Annotated in this window: 19 protein-coding genes; 14 read left to right on the plus strand and 5 right to left on the minus strand. The window is 35.4% G+C overall.

What is annotated here, in order from left to right:
- The first annotated feature begins 192 nt into the window (after window positions 1-192).
- The 8 genes from JO943_RS07095 (at window position 193) to qatD (ending at window position 12,088) form a co-directional block, all read left to right on the plus strand.
- Complete coding sequence (locus tag JO943_RS07095) at window positions 193-1,527, plus strand: hypothetical protein (protein WP_320407884.1); 1,335 nt, start codon at window positions 193-195, stop codon at window positions 1,525-1,527.
- Window positions 1,528-1,547: 20 nt separating this feature from the next.
- Window positions 1,548-4,280: a type VI secretion system Vgr family protein gene (locus tag JO943_RS07100; RefSeq protein ID WP_032873541.1), complete on the plus strand. Its 2,733-nt coding sequence runs from the start codon at window positions 1,548-1,550 to the stop codon at window positions 4,278-4,280.
- A 20-nt stretch (window positions 4,281-4,300) separates the two neighbouring features.
- The gene (locus tag JO943_RS07105) at window positions 4,301-5,359 is read left to right on the plus strand and encodes a T6SS immunity protein Tli4 family protein (RefSeq protein WP_032873543.1); all 1,059 of its coding nucleotides are present in this window, start codon (window positions 4,301-4,303) and stop codon (window positions 5,357-5,359) included.
- Between the two features lies 1 nt (window position 5,360).
- Window positions 5,361-7,091: an esterase/lipase family protein gene (locus JO943_RS07110; protein WP_202740390.1), complete on the plus strand. Its 1,731-nt coding sequence runs from the start codon at window positions 5,361-5,363 to the stop codon at window positions 7,089-7,091.
- Window positions 7,092-7,455: 364 nt separating this feature from the next.
- Window positions 7,456-9,249 carry a P-loop NTPase fold protein gene (locus JO943_RS07115; protein ID WP_032873550.1) on the plus strand — a complete coding sequence of 598 codons (1,794 nt, stop codon included), beginning with the start codon at window positions 7,456-7,458 and terminating at the stop codon, window positions 9,247-9,249.
- 16 nt (window positions 9,250-9,265) lie between these two features.
- On the plus strand, window positions 9,266-10,027 hold the full coding sequence (locus tag JO943_RS07120) for a hypothetical protein (RefSeq protein WP_032873552.1): 762 nt from the start codon (window positions 9,266-9,268) through the stop codon (window positions 10,025-10,027).
- Window positions 10,020-11,348 carry a Qat anti-phage system QueC-like protein QatC gene (gene qatC / locus JO943_RS07125; RefSeq protein WP_032873554.1) on the plus strand — a complete coding sequence of 443 codons (1,329 nt, stop codon included), beginning with the start codon at window positions 10,020-10,022 and terminating at the stop codon, window positions 11,346-11,348. The genes JO943_RS07120 and qatC overlap by 8 nt, the downstream gene beginning before the upstream one ends.
- Window positions 11,348-12,088: a Qat anti-phage system TatD family nuclease QatD gene (gene qatD, locus JO943_RS07130; protein WP_032873556.1), complete on the plus strand. Its 741-nt coding sequence runs from the start codon at window positions 11,348-11,350 to the stop codon at window positions 12,086-12,088. The genes qatC and qatD overlap by 1 nt, the downstream gene beginning before the upstream one ends.
- 42 nt (window positions 12,089-12,130) lie before the next feature.
- Here qatD and JO943_RS07135 read toward each other — a convergent pair whose 3' ends face one another.
- Window positions 12,131-12,442, minus strand: coding sequence for a DUF6953 family protein (locus JO943_RS07135; protein ID WP_227614430.1), 312 nt, complete (start codon window positions 12,440-12,442; stop codon window positions 12,131-12,133).
- Between the two features lie 250 nt (window positions 12,443-12,692).
- Here JO943_RS07135 and JO943_RS07140 point away from each other — a divergent pair, with 250 nt between their 5' ends.
- From JO943_RS07140 to JO943_RS07155, 4 genes are all read left to right on the plus strand, one after another.
- On the plus strand, window positions 12,693-13,646 hold the full coding sequence (locus JO943_RS07140) for a hypothetical protein (RefSeq protein ID WP_032873559.1): 954 nt from the start codon (window positions 12,693-12,695) through the stop codon (window positions 13,644-13,646).
- Between the two features lie 681 nt (window positions 13,647-14,327).
- On the plus strand, window positions 14,328-14,492 hold the full coding sequence (locus JO943_RS07145) for a hypothetical protein (RefSeq protein WP_009510285.1): 165 nt from the start codon (window positions 14,328-14,330) through the stop codon (window positions 14,490-14,492).
- Between the two features lie 63 nt (window positions 14,493-14,555).
- Window positions 14,556-14,879, plus strand: coding sequence for a helix-turn-helix domain-containing protein (locus JO943_RS07150; protein ID WP_009510187.1), 324 nt, complete (start codon window positions 14,556-14,558; stop codon window positions 14,877-14,879).
- A complete protein-coding gene (locus tag JO943_RS07155; RefSeq protein WP_009510207.1) occupies window positions 14,857-15,750 on the plus strand; it encodes a reverse transcriptase family protein in 894 nt (297 codons plus the stop codon). The genes JO943_RS07150 and JO943_RS07155 overlap by 23 nt, the downstream gene beginning before the upstream one ends.
- An 80-nt stretch (window positions 15,751-15,830) precedes the next feature.
- On the opposite strand, the gene JO943_RS07160 is transcribed toward JO943_RS07155, so the two are convergent.
- The 4 genes from JO943_RS07160 to JO943_RS07175 all read right to left on the minus strand — a co-directional run bounded on the left by JO943_RS07160 (window position 15,831) and on the right by JO943_RS07175 (window position 19,891).
- The gene (locus JO943_RS07160) at window positions 15,831-16,901 is read right to left on the minus strand and encodes a hypothetical protein (protein ID WP_202740391.1); all 1,071 of its coding nucleotides are present in this window, start codon (window positions 16,899-16,901) and stop codon (window positions 15,831-15,833) included.
- Between the two features lies 1 nt (window position 16,902).
- Complete coding sequence (locus JO943_RS07165) at window positions 16,903-18,090, minus strand: inovirus-type Gp2 protein (protein ID WP_202740392.1); 1,188 nt, start codon at window positions 18,088-18,090, stop codon at window positions 16,903-16,905.
- Between the two features lie 384 nt (window positions 18,091-18,474).
- The gene (locus tag JO943_RS07170) at window positions 18,475-18,708 is read right to left on the minus strand and encodes a helix-turn-helix transcriptional regulator (protein ID WP_004673345.1); all 234 of its coding nucleotides are present in this window, start codon (window positions 18,706-18,708) and stop codon (window positions 18,475-18,477) included.
- Window positions 18,709-18,835: 127 nt separating this feature from the next.
- Window positions 18,836-19,891 (minus strand): hypothetical protein, encoded by a 1,056-nt coding sequence (locus JO943_RS07175; protein ID WP_202740393.1) that lies wholly within the window; start codon window positions 19,889-19,891, stop codon window positions 18,836-18,838.
- Between the two features lie 739 nt (window positions 19,892-20,630).
- Between JO943_RS07175 and JO943_RS07180 the strand changes: the two genes are divergently transcribed.
- Together JO943_RS07180 and JO943_RS07185 are read left to right on the plus strand one after the other, a co-directional pair.
- Window positions 20,631-20,888, plus strand: a complete 258-nt coding sequence (locus JO943_RS07180) for a hypothetical protein (protein ID WP_004770428.1) — start codon at window positions 20,631-20,633, stop codon at window positions 20,886-20,888.
- Window positions 20,889-20,898: 10 nt separating this feature from the next.
- Complete coding sequence (locus tag JO943_RS07185) at window positions 20,899-21,048, plus strand: hypothetical protein (protein WP_202740394.1); 150 nt, start codon at window positions 20,899-20,901, stop codon at window positions 21,046-21,048.
- Window positions 21,049-21,081 lie beyond the last annotated feature (33 nt).

Consider the following 21,081-nt stretch of genomic DNA (forward strand, 5'->3'; position numbering starts at 1 on the left):
AATTTTTCTTCGTCAGCTCATTATTTTTGATAATTGTATAAGTATTTAAATCTTATATTATATTTAAGCGATAATATAAATTTTAATTATTTTAAATAAATATACAAAATAGGTCAATTTACTATCCATTTTGGGTGAATTCTTGATCTTTAAATTAAATATTAGATAGTATTAAAATGAGTAAGAGAATTTGTGAATACTAATTTATATTTAATGATGAGTATTGAAAGAATAATGGGAAAATATAAATATTTTAAAATTAAAACAATTCAGGATTGGGAGGGCGAATATTGGGATGTCTATGTAGAGGAAAAGACAGAAACGAATATTATGATTTACCGAGGTTGGCCCGCTGGTATTACACCAAAAGATGGAGGGGTGAGTCCTGTTTTTTCAATCATACTTAGCCCTGAAATTGCTGTTTTTCTCAAAGCCCATAAGATTCCCGAGGTAAACCAGAAGTTAGGCTTATCACTTAGTATCATTGGCAAATTTAAACGCATGTTAAATATCCAGCATCATGTTGTCCAAAGAAATGATCAGTGGATTTTGGAGCATCAAGCTGAACTATTAGAAGATAGTTTTAAAGCCTTAAACGTTAAATATGGTTTAAACCGGAATCAGGTTTATCAACATAGAAAGTGGTTGGCTGAACTCATTGAAGTTCCATTTCGAAAAAAACTTCGGAAAAGTGAAACTACATTGCTGCAAGAGATGTGGTATCAAGAAAATAAAGAAAAATTCGAAAACTTAACTGTTCAGGAATTAGTAGAAAAATTTGGTATTAGTCTATTTGTCGCTAGAAAACTTTATAACAAGGTCCGTAAGGAACGAGGTGGACAAACTTTATCTGAACAATTTCATAATGATAAGCAGCAAAAAAGACAATGGTTGTTAGATCACCAACAAGAGCTATTAAGATCAGATAAAACAATCCTAGACTTAGCACAGCAATTTGATAAAACCTCAGGTGAGATCTTAAGAGCAAGAATGAGCTTAAGGAAAATTTTAGATATCCCCAAAGTGAAAACTCAAAAAGAAGTGTGGTTAGAATCACATCAAAAAGACTTACTTAATCCTGAGCTCAGTAATGATCAATTGGTAACAAGACTGGGAATAAGTCGAGAGCAAATATTTAGAAAGAAAACAGAATTAAGGCAGCGTTTAGGACTTCCGAAACGTAATGATCAGATTCAAAGGTGGCGTTTAGAAAATCAGGCTATTTTACTGGATTTAAATTTAAGTATCACTGAAATTGCAAAAAAATTAAATCGTAGTGAGAAATATATTATTAGAAATCGTATGATTTTAAGAAGATTTTTAAACATTAAAGTTAAAGATCAAAAAATAGAATGGGCGAAACAGCATCAACATGATTTGGAACAGCTCAGTATTATACAGCTACAAGAAAAGTATAAAATTGGGAAACATATTATTCTGCGTTATCGAAAACTTTTAGTTGAGATGAAACAAAATGAAACCAGTTCAGAATTGATACAGACAAATCATTCTGATAATTTAGTTTGATTAAGAATAAGGCAATAATAATGTTGAATAATATCTTTAGCGTCTTAGATAAATTCGGTTTTGGCGCTCAAAAACGTGCAATTAGCATTCAATTTTCAAATGCAGCACTAAATACCCAAATCATGCTGCAACGTATTGATGGCTTTCATGCAATCAATGAAGGCTTGTCCGCAGAGCTAATTTGTCTTTCAAGTAATCCATTTATAGAACTCAAACAGTTTATTGGTTGCCAAGTGGCTGTGGACCAAGTGACTGATTCAGGCAGATTGTTTAGAACAACGGGAATTATTACTGGCGCTTCACAAGGACAATCCGACGGTGCTTTGAGTCTTTACCGTTTGACCATGCAGGATGCCACCAGTTTATGGCATAAGCGACGCAATAGCCGCGTGTTTATGAATAAAAGTGTTGTGGAGATTTGCGAAATAATTTTTAAGGAATGGCAGTCGAAAAGTGCCTTGTTTGCTACAAGCTTAAAATTAGACAGCAGCGGTTTAAGTAAGACTTATGATATTCGTCCATTCTCCATGCAGTCCAATGAAAGTGATTTTGCATATTTAACCCGGCTATTACGTGAAGAGTCGATTAACTTTTTAATTGACGAATCGGATTATATTGTCTCAAGCAATAGTCAAAGTATCGAACCACAAAAATTCCGTTTAATAGATGATAATGCGCAATTCAAGGCGCTGGAACGTCGATCTATTCGTTACCATCGCTCCAATGCCACAGAACAGGCGGATAGTATCACTAGCTTTATTGCCCAACGCCAATTGCAACCTACCGCGATTCATATACAACGCTGGCAAGCAGATAGTTTAAGTCAGGAAGATGGCAGCGGCTCAGTGCTTAGCTCACATCAGCACAGTGCTCAGCGCGACAATGAAAGCTTAAGTCTAGAACAGGCGTGGAGTGTCTCTCCAGCATGGATCAGTGATCTTAACGGTGAAGATCAAGCAACAAAATCAGGCAATAGCCAATTAGAAAAACTTAATAAGCAACTCAATCAATATCAGGCTTTACAAGCGAAATACTTTACTGCACACAGCAGTGTGCGGGATACGCAGGTCGGTTATTGGTTCCAGTTGAATGAGCACCCGGAATTAGAAAAAAATCATAGTCAAAATGATAAAGCCTTTTTAATTCTGAGCAAATATTTTTATAACCAGAACAACCTTCCCAAAGATATCAAAGATCAAGTTGAAAAATTATTAAGTCTTAGTCATTGGACGATCAGTAAAGACAGTGAACAAGAACGCCAAGCCAATGAATTAATGCTAGTACGCCGAACGATTGCGATTGTACCCGAATATGATCCCTTACTTCACCGACCGACTGCGTATGTGCAGCGTGCCAAAGTGGTGAGTGACGGTGAAGAAATCCATGTCGATGAATGGGGCCGGATCAAGGTTCGTTTTCTATTTACCCGTACAGAAGACCACGCACACGATGGTGGTGCTGGTTCAAATGATAGCGATACCGATTCCGCTTGGGTGGATGTGCTGACGCCTTGGGCAGGTGAAGGCTATGGCGCACGATTCTTACCCCGTAAAGATGAATTAGTTGTGATTGACTTCTTTGATGGCAATATTGACCGTCCATTTGTGACCGGACGTATTCATGAAGCGCAACGTTCACCCACCAAATTTGATATTAAAGGCCAGTTGCCCGATACCAAAAAACTCAGCGGAATTCGTTCAAAAGAAGTTGATGGAGAAGGATTTAACCAACTACGTTTTGATGATACCACTGGACAAATCAGTACCCAATTACACAGCAGTCATGGTGTAACCCAACTGAACCTCGGTAATCTAAGCCATCCAAAGGAAACGGCTGAAAGTGAAGGTCGTGGCGAAGGCTTTGAATTAAGAACGGATCAATGGGGCGCGATTCGTGCATCAAAGGGAATTCTTTTATCTTCAGAATCATCAGAGCAAGCGCAAGGTGAACAGTTAACAAGATCCAATATTAATGAAAATCTAAAGTTTCATAACGAAAGTAATCAATATTTTAAAGAACTCGCGTCAGCCCATGAAGTTGATGAGCCTGATTTAGAATCACAAAACTCTCTTTTAGAAAAGATTGAACAGTGGAATGAAGGTTCAGATGCTTTAGTCGCTTTACATAGTGAATCGGCAATGGTGTTCAACAGTAAAGAGAACATGTTGCTCGAAGCAAAACAAAATATTGATGTCAGCACGCCGAAGAATCTTCAATTCTTTACTGGTAAAAGTTGGATTGCAAAGGCACTAGATAAAATCAGTATTTTTGCAAAACATGCTGGGATCAAGATTAAATCTGGTGAAGGTGATGTGGATGTCACCGCACAAAAAGGGAAAATGACTTTATCTTCTAAACAGCAAATGCATGTGTATTCACTCAATGATTTTGTACGAGTAGAAAGCGGAAAAGGTATCCTCATTACTGCTGGTGGAGGATACATCAAAATCGAAGGAGGCAATATTGAAATTGCTTGTCCAGGTTTAATGGAACTGAAAGCTGGGCAGATCAAGACGAATAGCGGTGCTTCACTGTCTAGTCAGCTTCCTGCAATGCCTGAGTTGAAATCTAATTATGACGAACATTTTATTTTGCACTATCCAGATGGGGAGCCAGCAAAAAATTTAAGATACAGAATCACGGCCGAAGATGGGCAGGTTTTTGAAGGTGTTTCTGGTGAAGATGGTAAAACTAGTGTTTTTTCTAAAGATGTGATGACCGCGTTAAATATTGAAGTATTTTCTCCAGAATAAAGTACGAAGGATGGTTAAGAATGAAACTATTAAAGAGCTTACTGCTTAGCACCTTAACAGCAGTTTCTTTTAGTGCTTGTTCAAATGTTGAGAAACAGAAAGAAGGAATTCAAGTGATTGATTATCGTAATCCGAAGAAAGTATGTTTTGGGCGTATTGAAGTCACCGTGCCAAAAGAAACAGAAGTTGAATATAGCAACTTTAATTACAATGGGAGTGATATTGAATTTGATGAAAAAATCAAAGGCTATGATGATTATGTAAAATTGATTGCTGATAAAATTCAGTATTTAAAGCATGAACCTCATGAAACTGAAGGGGTCTTACTCAAACAGGAAATATCAGGTACGGTTCAACAGGCTGGGCGTTCTATTAGTCATATTATTGTATATAGAGATGGAAAATATGTTACATCTCTATATGAGGTCTATGGCTATTTATACTTCCCTCAAAAAGGTCTATTAGTACTAAAAAGTGGTGCAAGTAATGACTTACTTGATGAAGCAATAGATGATATGAAAAATACCTTAAAGAGTATAAAAATAAGATCAACCAAAGGTGAGGAACAGGCAGGTCTCTGCTGGAAAGATTTTTTTATAGCCGATGATATGAGTAAAAATATTCCATTTGGCGGGGGCTATCTGCATTTTAAATTTCCAAGTTATCCTGGAATGCGAATAGATATAAATCATCGTGTTACCTATGAATCCGATCAACCCCTAATTGCTATGATGAAAAAAAATCAGCAAGATTTACCCGAAATAGCCAAAATAAAGTTAGGGGTCAAGAATCTTCGTGAACAGCAAAAAGTGATTCATGGTTTAGCAGGAGAAGAAGTTCTCAATCATATTTATGAAAGAGGATTAGCTGAACGTGGATTTGAAGATGGGGCTTGGCAATATTTGGGAACCTTAGATAATCACAATGATCCCTTTATTCACTATAGTTTAGAAAGTGCGGAAATGACCAATCCTAATGAGTCATTTTATTCGAATATCAGCCAAAAAAATGTCATACAGCTCCACGACTTTATTTTAAAAAGTCTTCAAGTTTCTCCTAATAATAAAAAGGAGAAATAAGATGGCGAACAATATTCTTTCTCAAACCAAATCTGCAACTAGCCCTATATCAAATAAGACAGGCACCCATGTTGAGATTCCATTACAAGACACCATTCCCATTATCTTTGTCCCAGGCATTATGGGTTCAAATATTTTTAATACCGAATTAAACAAGCCTGTTTGGATGGTGGGGAATGGTGGCGGAATTGTTAAAACATTAATGCAGCAAATGAAAAAAGATCCTGCCACCTTACAACAGGAATTAAATCCGCAGAAAACCAAAGTAGATACTGGTGGTGAAATATTTGCGGATAGTCGGTTGAAATTAACAGAAGAAACTCTGAGAAAACGCTTTTGGGGAACGGTTCACTGGGATAGTTATGGTGGGATTTTGACCTATCTGCATCTTGCCTTAAATAATATTCAGGTGGAGAAAAAAGAAGACTATGGTACCCCTAACTTTAGTGGGGCTACGGCAGGGTATGGCATCTATCAACAGATGAAATTGCAAGAATTCGTATATGAATGGAAGAGTCTGTTAAGCAAGTCAGAATCTGGAAAGTGGCACCCACAGGAAGGTTTTACGCCGATCGATCAAAAGGATATTAAGCATTTAAGTAGTTTTCACTTTCCTGTCTATGCCATGGGCTATAACTGGCTACAATCCAGTGAAAATGGTGCAGCTATTGTTGCCGGAAAGCTCGATAAAATTAAACAAGAGTATGGTGCAAGGTTTCATAAATTCATTATTGTCACCCATTCAATGGGCGGATTACTGACACGGAGATTAGTTCAATTACGTGGTGCTGATATTGCGGGCGTGGTGCATGGTGTAATGCCTGCAGAAGGCGCAGCTGCAGCGTATCGTCGAATTGTGACAGGTTCTGCCGATGTGGGTGCTATCCCCGCTTATGTACTAGGGAAAAACACTGAACATGTGACAGCAGTATTGTCCAATGCGCCAGGGGGATTAGAATTATTACCAAGTAAGGCCTATAACAATGGCCGGCCTTGGCTATTTCTCAATGGCTCAGGATTGATGAATGGTAAAGACTTAAAAGCCAATGTGGTAGCTCTACCTAAAAGTGATCCTTATGAAGAGATTTATAAAGCCGATGGTGTCTGGTGGGAGATGGTCAAAGAAGAACTCATTGATCCTGCCAAGATCGTAGCAAAGGATAATCCTAAAAAGAGGGTGAAAGATGTTTATATTAAAAAAATTGAAAAGGTAAAAGAGTTTCATGACAAAATTACTAATCAATATCATGCATGTACCTATGCCAATTATGGGCATGACTCTAAACATTCTAGTTTTGGGACACTGACATGGACCCTAGACCAAGCATTAAGAGGTTTAACCGCTGAGCAAATGAAACGATTGCCAAGGGTGAGTGCACAAGAAGTAGAAGCTTATAATCAAGGTGTAGCCAAGGATGCAATGTATATGGGGCAGGGTGCAATGTATTATATGAAAGCCAATACCAAACAAAATAATGGTTTGAGATATATTCGTTTAACCAGCGGAAAATTTGGAACTTTTAAAATATCAGATAAAGACGCAGATGGAGATGGCACAGTACCTTATCAATCTGGTTGTGCGCCCTTAAAACAAAAAGGTGTAAAGCAGGTCTTTAAGATGACAGGTTTTGATCATCAAAATAGTTATAACGATACGCATGTCAAGCGTTCTGTGCTTTACTCGATCGTAAAAATTATTAAAGAAAATAATATTCAGCCCAAATATAGATAAGGAAATTTATATAAATTTTTAAGAAAATAGGCATTAAAAGTTATGTTGAGTGCTGCAAATATTAGTCATGGAATAATGATAGCCATTGTTATGCTCATTAGCATCTTATTTCTGATTGGTGCGGGTATAGCAGCTTTGTGCAGAATGAAAAGCAAAAATAAGTCAGAGACTAAAGGTATGATTATACTTATGGTTGCTCTGTTAAGTGTGGCTGGTTTACTTTTCTCATGTGCGGGGTAGGGGAGATTTATATATTTTTTGTGAAAAATAATTGATTAAAATATAAGAAATAATGTGTTATATAATTGAATGTAGGGAAATAATAATATAGTTTATTCTGAATAAATAATTATGAAGATGAAAAATGTGGTCTGATGTTGAGTCAAAACAGGATTTCTTGAATTATTCAGAAGCTTCTGAAATTGTAGTTAATGTATTAAAAAATCCTACAATGTTACCAATTTCAATAGGAGTATTTGGTTCATGGGGGACAGGTAAATCAACGATATTAAATTTAATTGAGCAAAGGCTGCAATCAGAGAAAAAAGAGGATTATATTCTTATTAAGTTTGATGCATGGCTTTATCAAGGTTTTGATGATGCAAGAGCTGCTTTAATTGAATTTATTACCTTAGAAATAGCTAAGCTTGTGGAGGGTAATAAGACCCTTTTAGATAAAACAAAAACAATAACTAAACGAGTAAATAAATTACGAATTTTAGCATTGGCCGCAGAAGGTGCTTCTTGGATGGCTGGTGTTCCTACTTTTGGGGCTGCATATAAGGCTGTTGAGGCTATTGGTGATGGCATTAAAGGGAAGGCTGACTCAGAAGATGGTGAAGCCATAAGTAAGATATTAAAAGATGGTCAAAGTAGTTTAAAAGAGCTTTTGAATGAAGAAGTGACATCTGCACCAAAGGAAATAGCTGCTTTAAAAACAGAGTTTGCAGATTTGCTTATAGGATTTAATAAGAAAATAGTCATCTTTGTAGACAATCTAGATAGATGTTTACCGAAACAGACTATACAAACGTTGGAGTCATTACGTTTATTTTTATTTATGCCCAATACTGCTTTTGTGATAGCAGCTGATGAAGACATGGTGCGACATGCAGTAAAAGAACATTTCAGTGGTATAGATGAAAAACATATCACAGACTATTTGGACAAGTTAATTCAATTTCCAGTTAAAGTTCCTAAAATTAGTACTCGTGAAGTTAGAGCATACTTATTTTTACTTTATGCATCAATTCATGAAACGTATGGAAAGCAAGAGATTAAAATAGAAAATTTAAGAACTGGCTTAGAAAACAATTTGAGACTTTCTTGGAAAGAAGATCCAATTAGCGTGGAGAATGCTTTACTACTCCTGGACCTTGATGGTCCACATACAATAAACCTTTTAAATGATTTTACTGTGGCTGATCGTATAGCACCACTATTGGCCACGTCTAAAAGTGTTGAAGGTAATCCAAGAATTGTGAAGCGTATGCTAAATGTTATTAGCATGCGAAATATGATAGCAAGTGTCCGACAAATGCCTGTAGACCTGAAGCTTATTGCAAAAATGGCACTGTTTGAGAGGTGCTGTAAATCTTCAGCAATATCAGTTCTTTATAATGAGATAAATGCTACAGCAGATGGAATGCCCGAATTATTCCGCCAACTTGAAAGCATCAAAGATGATATTGAAACATTTGAAGAAAAAATACCTAAAGAATGGAAAGAACATAAAGACTTTCTTTTTGATTGGATTAATTTAGAACCATCTCTTGCAGATAAAAACTTAAGACCTTTGGTGTATTTGAGCCGGGAAACAGTCCCACTTCGTATAGTTTCTAGAGGTTTATCTGAAATCGCAGATAGTGCTTATAGATTATTAATAAGAACATCAAAGATATCTTCACCATCTGCTATTAAAGCAATTGGAACAATTCCTCAAGGTGAAGAAAAAGATGTGATGCGTTTAATTCTAGAAGAGTTGAGGCAGCATACAAACTGGAGTGATATACCATCAGGCTTTGCTGGTGCTTTTTTACTAGCTAAAGAATTAGAAGAAACGAGAACCCAATTTAAAGGGTTTATTCCAGAGGTTATGCCAAAAGTTAGGCCTTGGTTTAGAAGTTACGTTAGAGAAGAAGAGTGGTTTAATAACTAGTTAAATAGGAGGAAATATGGGGACATCAACTTCAAGTAAAGGTCCAAATGGAAAAACGCCTTTAGTTCCCTCTTGGGCAAATGATGGAGGGTCAATTGAATGTGGAGAAGAAAATAATCTAGGTGATTTTAGGGGGTATTTAGGTAAAGCTGCTAATAAACCATCTGGTTCAAGTGGTACAAACTTAAGAAAAGCAATAGGTCATTATGCAAAAAGTGCGACGGGCGGAAAATCAGTAGCTCCTAAACGCTATCAAAAGCTTATTTCAGCTGGGGGAGGCTTATTTGACTTATTTCAGAATTTTCAAGCTGGAAATGATTATTTAAACCTTAAGATATCAGATCTTAATGGTCAGCCAATCGATATTGTAATTGATAAAATTATAGAAAATCTTTTAGTTATTGATGGAGATTCTGAGAGAATCAGGGCAAGCTTGAATCAATCTTTAGCTGAATGTTTAGATGGGGTGGAAGAGTTTGATTTTAATAAAATTTCAAGTGATATGATTATTGACTTAATGCTGAACTATACGGAACAGTTTTTATTTCAACAAATTATTTTGGATTCAAGAGCCGCTTTTGATAAGGCTGATACACCTGAAAATATTGTGAGCCTTGAACAAGATCTGCATTCTTTAATTAAGTCTTCAGTTGATAGGCATATGAGTACACAACTAAAGAATAGTGCAAACTCGTTAACGAGAAAAGATATTGAACGTATACAAATGAAAGCATTAGAAGATATTTGGGGTGAGTGGGAGGACTATTTAAATGATTGAGCTTTATTTTGAAACCGATAGCACTAAATTGCCTCCTCTGTCAGATCGATTATTACCAGTTTTAATGTTCGGAAAGTCAGCTGTTTCTGGAAAATATAATAGTATAGGTGGGGCGGCACTAAACGAATTTAGACGACTTCAAGAGGAAGCTGATGAAACAGCATTCGATCTAATGATGCTTTCATTAGCTGTAACAGCTGCTGATACTTTTGTTGAGAGAGATAGTAGGGCAGAAGATGCATGGTGTCGACAACTCAAAATAAATATTCCAATGTTGAATCCAGCTCTTTGGGATGGACAAAAGAATTTATTAAAGGAATCATTACATTTCCTTAGTGGTGATTTATGGGATTTTGAGTTTAGACAAAGTAATTTTGAAATACCAAAAATGATGAATGGTGGTATTCGAACAAGGAAAATATATATAAAAGGACATGACTCAGTTTGTTTATTTTCAGGAGGGTTGGATAGTACAATTGGTGCGATAGATTTAAAGGTTCAAGGGAAAAAATCAGTTTTAGTGAGTCATGCATATCCGAAAGACAGACAAAAACAGGATGATGTATATGATAAGCTTGGATTTAATAATGCTAGGTTTCAAGTTGTAGCTAACCCTAGGAAAGTTAAAGAAATTCCAGCAGATGTCCAAATGAGGACACGAAGTTTTAACTTCATTGCATTTGGCGCATTAGTTGGTACAGCTTTAAGTAAAAATCATTTTTCTAATAAAAAGATTAAGCTTTATATTCCAGAAAATGGTTTTATTTCGATTAATCCACCCCTTACTCCTCGACGTATTGGTGCATTAAGTACAAGAACAACGCATCCTTATTTTCTTCAAAAATTAAATATCCTTTTTGAAAACATTGGGATTCCAGTTGAAATAGAGAATCCTTACCAATTCAAAACAAAAGGAGAAATGATGCTTGAGTGCCAAGATCAGAAATCTTTGCAAAAGATTGCTAAAAAAACTGTTTCTTGTGGGAAGTGGAAAAGATCAGGAGTGCAATGTGGTAAATGCTTACCATGCTTAATTAGACGAGCGTCATTTAATGCATCTAATTATAAAGATTTAACGAAGTATAACTATGCTGAATTAAATGATGTAATAAAACGAGATAACCAAAGAGATGACTTAATGTCTATGATTATGGCTATTAGAAAAATTAAAAATATATCTAATAAGAATTTATGGGTTGCAAAATCTGGTTTTTTACCAACAGAACCTAATGAGCGTCAGCAAATTATTGATACTGTTTTAAGGGGTGTCAAAGAGGTAGAGCAGTATCTAAAAAAAGAGAATCTCGGTATTAATATCTAATGCTTCCATTAATCGATTTTCATTGTCATTTAGATCTGTATGATAATCCACAAGCTGTAGTCTCTGCTTGTGGAGAGTCTAATTATATTTTGTCTGTAACAACTACGCCAAGGGCTTGGTTTGGTACAAAGAAGCTTGCTGAAAATCATAAGCGTATTCAGACCGCACTTGGATTACATCCTCAAATCGCACATGAGCGTTATGATGAGTTAGATCTATTTGATTTGCTGATAAATGATACAAAGTATATAGGTGAGATTGGGTTAGATGGTTCATCTTCACTAAAATCTCATCAGAAAATACAGACTAAAGTTTTTAAGCATATCTTGCAAAAAGCAAATAACTCTTCATCTAAAATATTAACGATTCATAGCCTGAATGCTGTGGAAGCTACATTAGATGGATTGGATGCATATTTTCACAATGGTATTCCTGTCTTACATTGGTATACAGGTAAGGAGAACGATTTAAAAAGAGCTATTGATAGAGGATGTTGGTTTTCAATTAATCAAAGGATGTTGTCAAGTGATAGAGGGCGGCTGCTTGTAAGCCAAATTCCTAAAGATCGAATATTAACTGAAACGGATGGACCTTTTGTTATGAGTGGAAACGAGCCTATCAAGCCCGCTTCTGTAATACCTGTTATTAATAAGTTAGGTGATATTTGGAAAACACCTCAAGAAGTCGTTACTGCACAAATTTTCGAGAACTTAAAAAGTCTTCTAAAAAATATTAATTAAAAATTTTTAATTGTAAATAATAATTTAAGAATCAAAAGTTCTTTAGTATGTTTGCCGACCTTCATATTCTTCATCTTCATATAATCTACGCCAAGCTTTTTCTGATCGCATCCATACAACTTCTCTTTCGGTCAATTTACGAAATTCTTTTAGAACATTCTTGGAGATTGATATATTTCCATTCTCATTTTCGGAAATAAACTCATCTCCAAATAACTCTTGGATTTCCCACACAGCCCATTCAGGATAAAGAACTTCTTGATCATCTAGTTCTTTAATCATCCATTTTGCTATATCAATAGCAGTTAACTTTGTCATTTTAATTTTTGCTCCATTATCTTGAGAATTAATCATATCGAAATCTTGCCACTAGTTTCCATCTTTTACATTGAACTAACATGGCTTGAGTCCGTGTGGGATGATGAATCTGATTTACTTATAAGATAGAGTATATAATAATTTTTTAAGAACAAAAATGCTGATTATTAATTATAATGTAATATATATAACTCACCTCCTAAGTTGATATAATAAATTTTAGTGTAGATAGTATTGGGGAAATAAGTTATTTAAATGGCATTATACAAATTTGGTTCAATAATTTATGAATGATTTAATAGAAAAATTTTTAAATAATTTTAGTCAGTGGCATGAGGTAGGGCTAACAACTATAAAAGTAATTATTTCGATTGGAATATTGTGCTTAGTTGCCTATCTTCTCACAATTGGTTATATCCCTTCAGAAATTAGCTTTGGCGATACACTCATTTTTCTATTGATTTTTGTTGCCTGTTCTATTGTCTATACTGGATTAAGCATAGTGCTATTTTTCTTTGGAATTTCATTGATGCCTATCGCCTATCTAATTTTAAGTGCCATAGATAAGTATTTACCCCAGCATATACAAATAGGTAGAAAACTTCCCTTTCCAAAGATAAGTATCCTGACACTAGCTGGCTCTCTTTATCTTTTATATACCATTCGAAGTTTATTATTATTGCATTGGAAAATCAGTCTTTATGTAGCACTTACTTCGGCCTTTATTTCACTTTTCTATTATGCTTTTTACATTAATAAGCAGAAGATCAAAGAGTTTGGCAATAAGTTTGAAAACTTAAAGGAGATTATTGATGATCCTGATGCCAGTGAAAATCTTAAAGCATTTGCAAGAACTAAATTAAAGAGATTAGAAACACATATTAAAGACAGTATACAAATATCGTTCTTTCTTATCCTAATTCCCCTTGTACCTATGTTTTTTATTGGAGATATTGGCAAAGTATTCTTAGATTTCACAATGCAAAAAACAGGTGTCAGTATAGAAAAAGCGACACTGTATATTAAAGCCCCTTATGCCAACTTAATTGATTTACCTAAAACAACGACTCCTGAGTTAAGCGAACATCAAACCTTTATTTTTAAGGATGTAAAAGTTTTATTTCAGGGTATTGGTAAAAACACCCTGATTGCTTACAAAGTTAAAAAGATTGAGAAACAGATCGTTATTCCGAATGAGTACATTACGATTGAGAAAGTGCGGAAAGTTGATGATAACTAGATTTAAACTATTAGATGGTTTAATTGTAAGTAGCTGTATTTTAATTAAAATTATTGAAATTTTAAATATTCCTATAAAATCAATTGAAAAAATACAAGCAATAAAAAAGCCTAAATCCTTCGATTTAAGCTTTCTCATTTCATGCAAACACATGATCATAAATTCTGGCGAGAGAGGGAGTTTAATATGTTATTTAAGTATATGATATATATTAAATAAGTATTTTAATTTTATTAAAAATCCCCCAATCATCCCCCATTTCTTGAAGGATGCTTTTATCAGAGAAATATATTTAATAAAGGCTTAGAAAAATAATTGTTCGCTATTTGCGAATTTTTCTTGAAATTCTTATTAAATTCCCTATAATTGATTCATCGTTTTGATGACCAGATTTCCGTCTGGTTGATACTATAAATTTTTATAGCCTTAAATTTATGAAAATACAGTATCACCTTTTTGAGTTGTAGCAATGCGACTCGTGGAAGATTTCTTCTAACCCATGCCCGTACAGTTTCTAAATTTTATATTTTAAATATAATTTTTATAGATACTTAAATTAGGCTTAGTCGCCCCTTGCTGACGGCAGCAAGGGGCAGACTTTAGAGATAACTTGCTGATACGGTTCTTTATTACAGACGGAGCCTAACATCCCGTTAGGTGTAATTAAGAAAGGTACCATATATGGATAAATCAAACGAAAATCAGCAAGCACTTGAACAAAGAGATATTCGACAGAATGTAGTTAAAAAGAAGAGAAGTTTTCTTATTACCTTATTTCTGAAAGGTATTTCTTTTATTGCGAATATTGAAAGAGTCTTGAGCTTTTGGGAGAGATTTGATCAATAGATGTAATATCCTATTTGGAGTTCAAGTGAACTCTAAAAGTAACTCATATTAGGATGTTACATTATGATACATAGAACATTAAAAGCAATTCGTAAATTTCATGGTATTTCACAAGCAGAATTAGCGTCTGAATTGAATATATCTAAATCCTATTTATGTGAAATTGAAGCTGGTAAAAAGACAGTTTCATATAATTTTTTAGAAGATTTCGCTAAATATTTTGAAATTCCTACGTCATCACTAGTCTATCTTTCAGAAAATATTGAAAATCCAGAAAAAATATCTAAAAAGTTTAAATTATTTGCTACCTCTAAACTTGTAAGTATTTTAGAATGGGTTGGTGATAAGAAACTGAAAGAAACTAATGAAGCAAAAATGCAATGTTAATTATGATATTTCTCAATCTATTTTATATAAATTGCATTCGAAAAGAAAATTATCGGATATTTTAGGTATCCCTCTTAACTCGTTTAAAGTTTTAAAGAATGATTCATATTATTCTTGCTTTGATTTAGAGCAAAAAAATAAGATTAGATCTATACAGCAACCAATAGATCAGTTGTTTATAGTCCATCAAAGAATTGCTTCATTGTTGGGTAGAATTCATCATCCCGATTATTTACATTCAGGTCGGAAAAAGCATTCGATAATTACCAATGCTTCACAACATCTTTTTTCTGATAAAAGAACATTAACTATTGATATTGAGAGCTTCTTTACCTCTACGACTCGAGATAAAGTATTTCAATTTTTCATGAGAGAGTTAAAACAATCTCCCGATGTAGCTGATACTTTAAGTCATTTACTTACTTTTAACGATCATGTGCCAACGGGAAGTCCTGCTAGTATGAGCATAGCTTTTTGGGCTAATAAAAGGCTTTTTGATGAGTTGTCAAGATTTTCTAAAAATAGAGATACAATTATGACGGTTTATGTAGATGATCTTACATTTACTGGTTGTGGGGTGAATTCAAATTTTTTAACGAATGCTAAAAAAATTATAGAAAAATATAATCTAAAAGTAAAAGAGAATAAGATTTTTCTTTATAAAGAAAATCAAGCTAAATTCATTACAGGAACAGTTGTGTTAAATAATAAATTAGATGCGGAATTTAAGCAGCTTAAAGAGCTGAGAATTGTTGAAAAACTTTTCTACAATGATCCAGAAAATGAAGTCTATAGAAATTCTTATAATGGGCGTCTTGCTTTTTTATCTCAAATAAAGCCTAATTTGAGAGTTAAAATGGACTTTAAATAATTAGCTAAACGCTAGTTACATATTAATTTAATAGAAAACAGCATAAGTTATCTTATGCTGTTTCGTTCAAAATAGCTTAGTTATCGCTCATAATCCGCTTTACCACGTTCAATTTTCAAACTTGGAGCGTTATCCCTAAGCCTAAACCAGTGGTCAGGAACAACCAGTTGAGCTTTGAGTACATTTAGGCGATTACCTACATGAATTTGATTTAAGTCATAGTAATTTTGTTCCTGCTCTTGATAGAGCGGAGCAATACCAGAATTCATGGTGTGGATTGTACCTAAGGCAATATGATCTCGATTGAGATTAATAAAATAAGGGGCGAGTGTTTGGTAAAGTGGCGTACTATCAAACGGACATAGGTCTGAATATTCTTTTTTTACAAAGAATATGAGTCTAATCGATTGGGTCTGCTCTATGTCGATCTCTTCTCTGGATAGAATACCGAGGACATTATTTTGACGGCGTTTACGCCAAACGGCTTGAATGATCTCTGTACATTGCTCTTGTACGATTTCATAAGCTGATTTATCTCGAAAATCAGGATCACCAAAAGCAGGCTCAAGTCCATTAAGAAGTTTACGCTGTACAACGAGTGAATGAACTTCAAAACGATTTGTTTCACCATAGATGAATTCTAAGAAACGATCGTATGAACCCGTAAAGTATCCGTATTTACTACTCCAGGATCTACATTGAGTTGTGATTGCTCTAGTTTGGATTTTGACTTTAAAATCAGCAAAACACATCTCACAGGCTTGTTCTACATGTTGATATGCTCCGAGAGGAATATTGCAAATACCATGTGTTCGCATCAATTGACTGAGTAAGGCAATTTCAGGATGAAGTAAGGCATTTTGAAATCTACCCGTTGTATAAGGGTTACAGGTATTGTCTCCCACAATAGTTAGAACAATGTGTCCTAAGTTTGTGACATAAAGATTAGGGACAAATGGATTAGGGAAGGACGTAGGATTATGGGTGAAAATCCGAAAGCGTTTTCCCATTTTAATTTTGTGGATCAGCTCTGAGTATAAGGCTAATGAAACAGGGGCAGCATGCGTGTATCCTTGATAAGCATAGGCTCTCGTCACAATATTGAGATAATTAAGGGCTTCGGTTTTTTCCATAGCGCTGAATGTGGTCATATTATACTTCCTGAGTGAATGGTTGAGATTTTGTTGTGATTAGAGCGCGAGGGCGGCCTGAATTGGCTTTAGGCTCAGGAAGCTCACTGCGCTGAAATCGTTTAAAACTCTTCAGCTCAGAAAACATAAAAAACTGATCGGATTTGACGATGTAATCAAAGGTTTTGAACAAGTAAGACTGTTTTTCACTATCCGAATAATGAATCATGCCAATACCACAGTGTTTGTATTGGTCTTTCTGCATGTTGCAGATGTAGGTACATCCACGATTTCTAGTTACTGTCTTCCAGTAACCCGAAATATATTGGGCGAGCGTAATATCCTCTTGATGTTTATCGCCATCATAGAAAAAGTAGGCGTGTACATGGAATCCAGTGGCATGAGAGTATTCATACTGCCAGATATAGCCTTCAATGGCGCTTAATAGCTTGTTATTGCGCCAATTGTTCTTGAACTTCTTCATAGACCGTTTTAGATAGCTCAGGTCATGACGCGAATAAGGGAGAGCCATAGACGATGCATGTTTGAGTAAGGTCTCTGGATCACGCTTCAAGGCAAAATCCATTCTGATGATCAAGACTCTGGCAAACTTTGCAATGAGATGGTTGAAGAGCTCAATGCACGCAGACTTATTATTTTTTTTGTCTATATTCCGATCTCTAATTTTCTTTTTATACTCGGCACTACTCAGGTACTTAACCAGCCGCGCTATAAACAGATTAAATAAATCGACATACTGTTGCACGCACTCTTCACTTCGATAATCGATTGCAGACACATGGGCCAATACTTCAAGCTCAACTGGGGTGAATTGAGATTGAATCAATATCCAAGCTTTGATTTCTACTCCATATAAATACTTCGTAGAGAAGTGATGTTGAAATGCTGAACGTATTTTCTGTTCCAAAGACTCCCATGTAGGAGGAAAATGGACTCGATAGCGTTCATGAAAGAATGGGGACTTTTCTTTCACTAATTTTGCTACTGGAAGTTGAGTCTTTTGGCATTGAGCAACGACATTGACAATGTTGAAGCAAATATCAGCTACATGATCAATCGCATGTCTAAATTGATATGAGTTGCCATCTTGTGCTGTCATCATGCTTGAACTTAGATCAGAACGCTGAAGAGCAGTTAGCTCCTCAAGCGTAAATGTGCCAGCGGAGTTATGGAGTTGTGGTTTATTCATAAACTTCTCGATAAATAGGTTTCAAGAAATTTGGGCAATAGCTGTCTGTAGCCACGAGGTTGAGTCGTGTCTAAATGGGATGTATGACATCAGTTAAATATGATTTACTCTATGAGACGGATTAACTGATTGAGTGATCTGACTTTGCTAGAGCAGTCAGAATCACTATAGATGATCATTGCTCAATTATCTCTTACGTTTAAACTATGAAGATCAATATTCAAGAATATAAATATCTAAAAGATATGAATATATTTAGAGAATATATATTAAATGGTTTAATACCGTTATTCATCTTCAAGCAAAACTCAAGTAAAACAGACAGGCTATGCACAAATTCATATTGTATTTCCGTGAATATCTCAATCTATGAGATATACACAGTTAGGCCGTCTTTTGTAGGAGATTACGGGCTTCAATTTTGGACTGAATCCAGGCCTGAACCTCACTGAGCCTCCAGCGGGTTAGATGGCCAAACTTTACTGGTTTGGGGAAGTCTGGGTCATAACGTTTAGACTTTGAATTCATGCGATCGTAGATGGTTGATCTAGATAAACCAGTCAGTTCCTCTAGATCAAGGCGCGTGATCATTTTGAAGGGATCGGTTGTTGATGCCATAAGTGTATTCCTTGTTGGGAGTTTTAAGTGCATGTTGTACAACATAGGAATACTTTAGATGGGGTGTCGATGTTCTAACAGTTTTGTGCACCGAGAGATTTTTCATTAGAACGATCCGTACTAAATTTTACTTCACGATACAGCAATTTTTTTTAACCTTTTCATAAAGGGACAGCTGAGGATCATCATGATCTTTCAGTTGATGTTTCCATTGATAGAAATTTTGAAGGATATTTTTATGGATATAAGGAATGGCATCCTCAGCCTGTAATTTTTCTAATACTTCCTCACAGCCCTCAAGTCGGTCATCTAAGCGTTTGATATGTTTGCTCCCTGGAATACCTGTTTTGATGAAGATTTTTTTAACATCTTTCTTTCTAGGCATATAGGTATAACAGTAATGCCCCCTATTTTGAGCGCTTTTAAAGGCATTCTGTTTATTCAATAAATTTCTTTGTTTGTGCGTATAAATTTCTATGATGATTGGAAGAATCATTTTTTCATATTCAACGTCAATTTCAGTGTCAAAAAGCGCATGTGTCTCAATATTCTTTTTCTTGGTTGGGCAGAGAAACTTTTCCACGTGCTCTCTGTATTTGGGCTTTAAATGAACCCGAATCATTTCTTTGATTTCTAAATCTTTATATGCCTGAGCCTGTATTTTTTTTATTTTTTCAGCAATTTCTGCTGGAATATCTACTGATCTACAATCTATATGCCGTCCATAAAATTGAAAAGCCTGTTTATAGGCGAGTTGCGCCTCTTTCAAAAGTTCAGTCCATTCATTCTTTGTTCCTGACTCGATGAGGGGACTGGTTAATTGGAGATAATCATCTGAAGCGATATAGTCCTTAAACTTTTTGATGGCAAGAAGCACCGTATCATAATGTCGATAAAGACGGTCTTCGATGGGTAATTCAATAAATTTAGTTTTATCAAAATAATGCTGTTGTAAACCTAGCTCTAATAGCGCTTTTTGTTCATCTGAAATTGAAAAATTGCCATTATCGAGGAGTGATTGAATAACTTGCTGTTCCTCAGCTTCATTTTTTACGTGGGAAAAATGCCAATGATGTTCAATTGAGATAGCCGGATTACGAATATTCTGAATCACAAATCGCTCAAGGATCTTAATTTCTTCTAACTGTTTGATGAGATCAATCGAATTTTTCTTTTCTGACATGTGTAAAAAAGAGTCTGTTATGAATGAAAAGAATAATATCAGAGGATTGAGATTGTAAGTAGTTGGGCGAGGTGATTATGTGCAAAGTTAGCTATAAAAGGTGGTTAATTCAATGGCTTGTGGTGAATGTGTTACCCTTAAAAGGGCGACAAGTATGCACTAATAACGCTTCTAATGATTGCCCAGTTATATCAGATTGACACTCTTTGTTTCAACAACTATCCTTTGCTTGCTGGCCTACATTGCCAGTCGGTTTTGACAGACCGTTTCCATCTAGCACATCAAAAAAGCAATTTTTTGGTGGCGAACTCGTTCGTTCCTCCTCCGTTGCGGTAGGGCGAAGGAGGGACGCCTTGTGCGTGCCAGTTCCTAGATGGCTGGTCTGTCAACCCACCTTCGTTCTACCACCATAATCAATTGACAGTGATTCGGTAGAGCTTCTATTTCATCTAGGAGTCCGCCATGCGTACTATTTTTAGTTTCTTCTCTTCATCATCTCACTATTTGTCTGTCCGTTATCGCAGGACATAGCTTCTACTAATTTCACTGAAACCTTTATGACGATCAATATTCATAATGAACTTGGGATGAACCCAGGATAAGTCATATCTGGGCTTTATAAAAACAACTTCATTAATTTCGTTCTGATCTTAATTAAAGCAATTTCACTTACACATTACCTCAATGAAGCCATATCCGGAGACGGGCTGGCATGCATATGTATTGATGGGAAGAAGAGATGGGATTAACACGATTATTTTTATTATTCGGCTGTGCCTTACTCACAGCCTGTAGCAGTTCATTTGAATCTAAGTTTAAGGATGGATGCAGAAATTGGGGAGCTAATCGCAGTTTTTGTTCCTGTAGTTATAACAATGTTGAAAAGCACTACGGCAAAGATCGGTTAGAACAGATTCAAGAGCCGTGGCAATTTCCCGATGATTGGGCAAACCAAGTACAGCGTGCAGGCTTTGCCTGTATGGCTGAATTGAAATAGGGAGCTGAGCATGAAGAACGTTCTCCTTACTTATTTGCTGATTATGGTGGGCTACTGGATCAAATTGATTTGGAGTTTTCCCGCAGGTTATTCCAAAGCCTATCTCCTGGGCCATGCTTTTGTCTGGCCCTTTACCTTTCTGGAATGGCTGATCTCATAGAGAATTTAAGCAACTATCTCAAGCAACACGATA

This window comes from Acinetobacter sp. 'aerobic (ED)' (genome assembly GCF_904886855.1).
Classification (GTDB): domain Bacteria; phylum Pseudomonadota; class Gammaproteobacteria; order Pseudomonadales; family Moraxellaceae; genus Acinetobacter; species Acinetobacter courvalinii.

Coding starts and splice junctions, on each gene's coding strand:
- JO943_RS07100 (WP_032873541.1), top strand. CDS start 1,548: ATGTTGAATAATATCTTTAGCGTCTTAGATAAATTCGGTTTTGGCGCT.
- JO943_RS07105 (WP_032873543.1), top strand. CDS start 4,301: ATGAAACTATTAAAGAGCTTACTGCTTAGCACCTTAACAGCAGTTTCT.
- JO943_RS07110 (WP_202740390.1), top strand. CDS start 5,361: ATGGCGAACAATATTCTTTCTCAAACCAAATCTGCAACTAGCCCTATA.
- JO943_RS07115 (WP_032873550.1), top strand. CDS start 7,456: ATGTGGTCTGATGTTGAGTCAAAACAGGATTTCTTGAATTATTCAGAA.
- JO943_RS07120 (WP_032873552.1), top strand. CDS start 9,266: ATGGGGACATCAACTTCAAGTAAAGGTCCAAATGGAAAAACGCCTTTA.
- qatC (WP_032873554.1), top strand. CDS start 10,020: ATGATTGAGCTTTATTTTGAAACCGATAGCACTAAATTGCCTCCTCTG.
- qatD (WP_032873556.1), top strand. CDS start 11,348: ATGCTTCCATTAATCGATTTTCATTGTCATTTAGATCTGTATGATAAT.
- JO943_RS07135 (WP_227614430.1), bottom strand. CDS start 12,442: ATGATTAATTCTCAAGATAATGGAGCAAAAATTAAAATGACAAAGTTA.
- JO943_RS07140 (WP_032873559.1), top strand. CDS start 12,693: ATGAATGATTTAATAGAAAAATTTTTAAATAATTTTAGTCAGTGGCAT.
- JO943_RS07145 (WP_009510285.1), top strand. CDS start 14,328: ATGGATAAATCAAACGAAAATCAGCAAGCACTTGAACAAAGAGATATT.
- JO943_RS07150 (WP_009510187.1), top strand. CDS start 14,556: ATGATACATAGAACATTAAAAGCAATTCGTAAATTTCATGGTATTTCA.
- JO943_RS07155 (WP_009510207.1), top strand. CDS start 14,857: ATGAAGCAAAAATGCAATGTTAATTATGATATTTCTCAATCTATTTTA.
- JO943_RS07160 (WP_202740391.1), bottom strand. CDS start 16,901: ATGACCACATTCAGCGCTATGGAAAAAACCGAAGCCCTTAATTATCTC.
- JO943_RS07165 (WP_202740392.1), bottom strand. CDS start 18,090: ATGAATAAACCACAACTCCATAACTCCGCTGGCACATTTACGCTTGAG.
- JO943_RS07170 (WP_004673345.1), bottom strand. CDS start 18,708: ATGGCATCAACAACCGATCCCTTCAAAATGATCACGCGCCTTGATCTA.
- JO943_RS07175 (WP_202740393.1), bottom strand. CDS start 19,891: ATGTCAGAAAAGAAAAATTCGATTGATCTCATCAAACAGTTAGAAGAA.
- JO943_RS07180 (WP_004770428.1), top strand. CDS start 20,631: ATGGGATTAACACGATTATTTTTATTATTCGGCTGTGCCTTACTCACA.
- JO943_RS07185 (WP_202740394.1), top strand. CDS start 20,899: ATGAAGAACGTTCTCCTTACTTATTTGCTGATTATGGTGGGCTACTGG.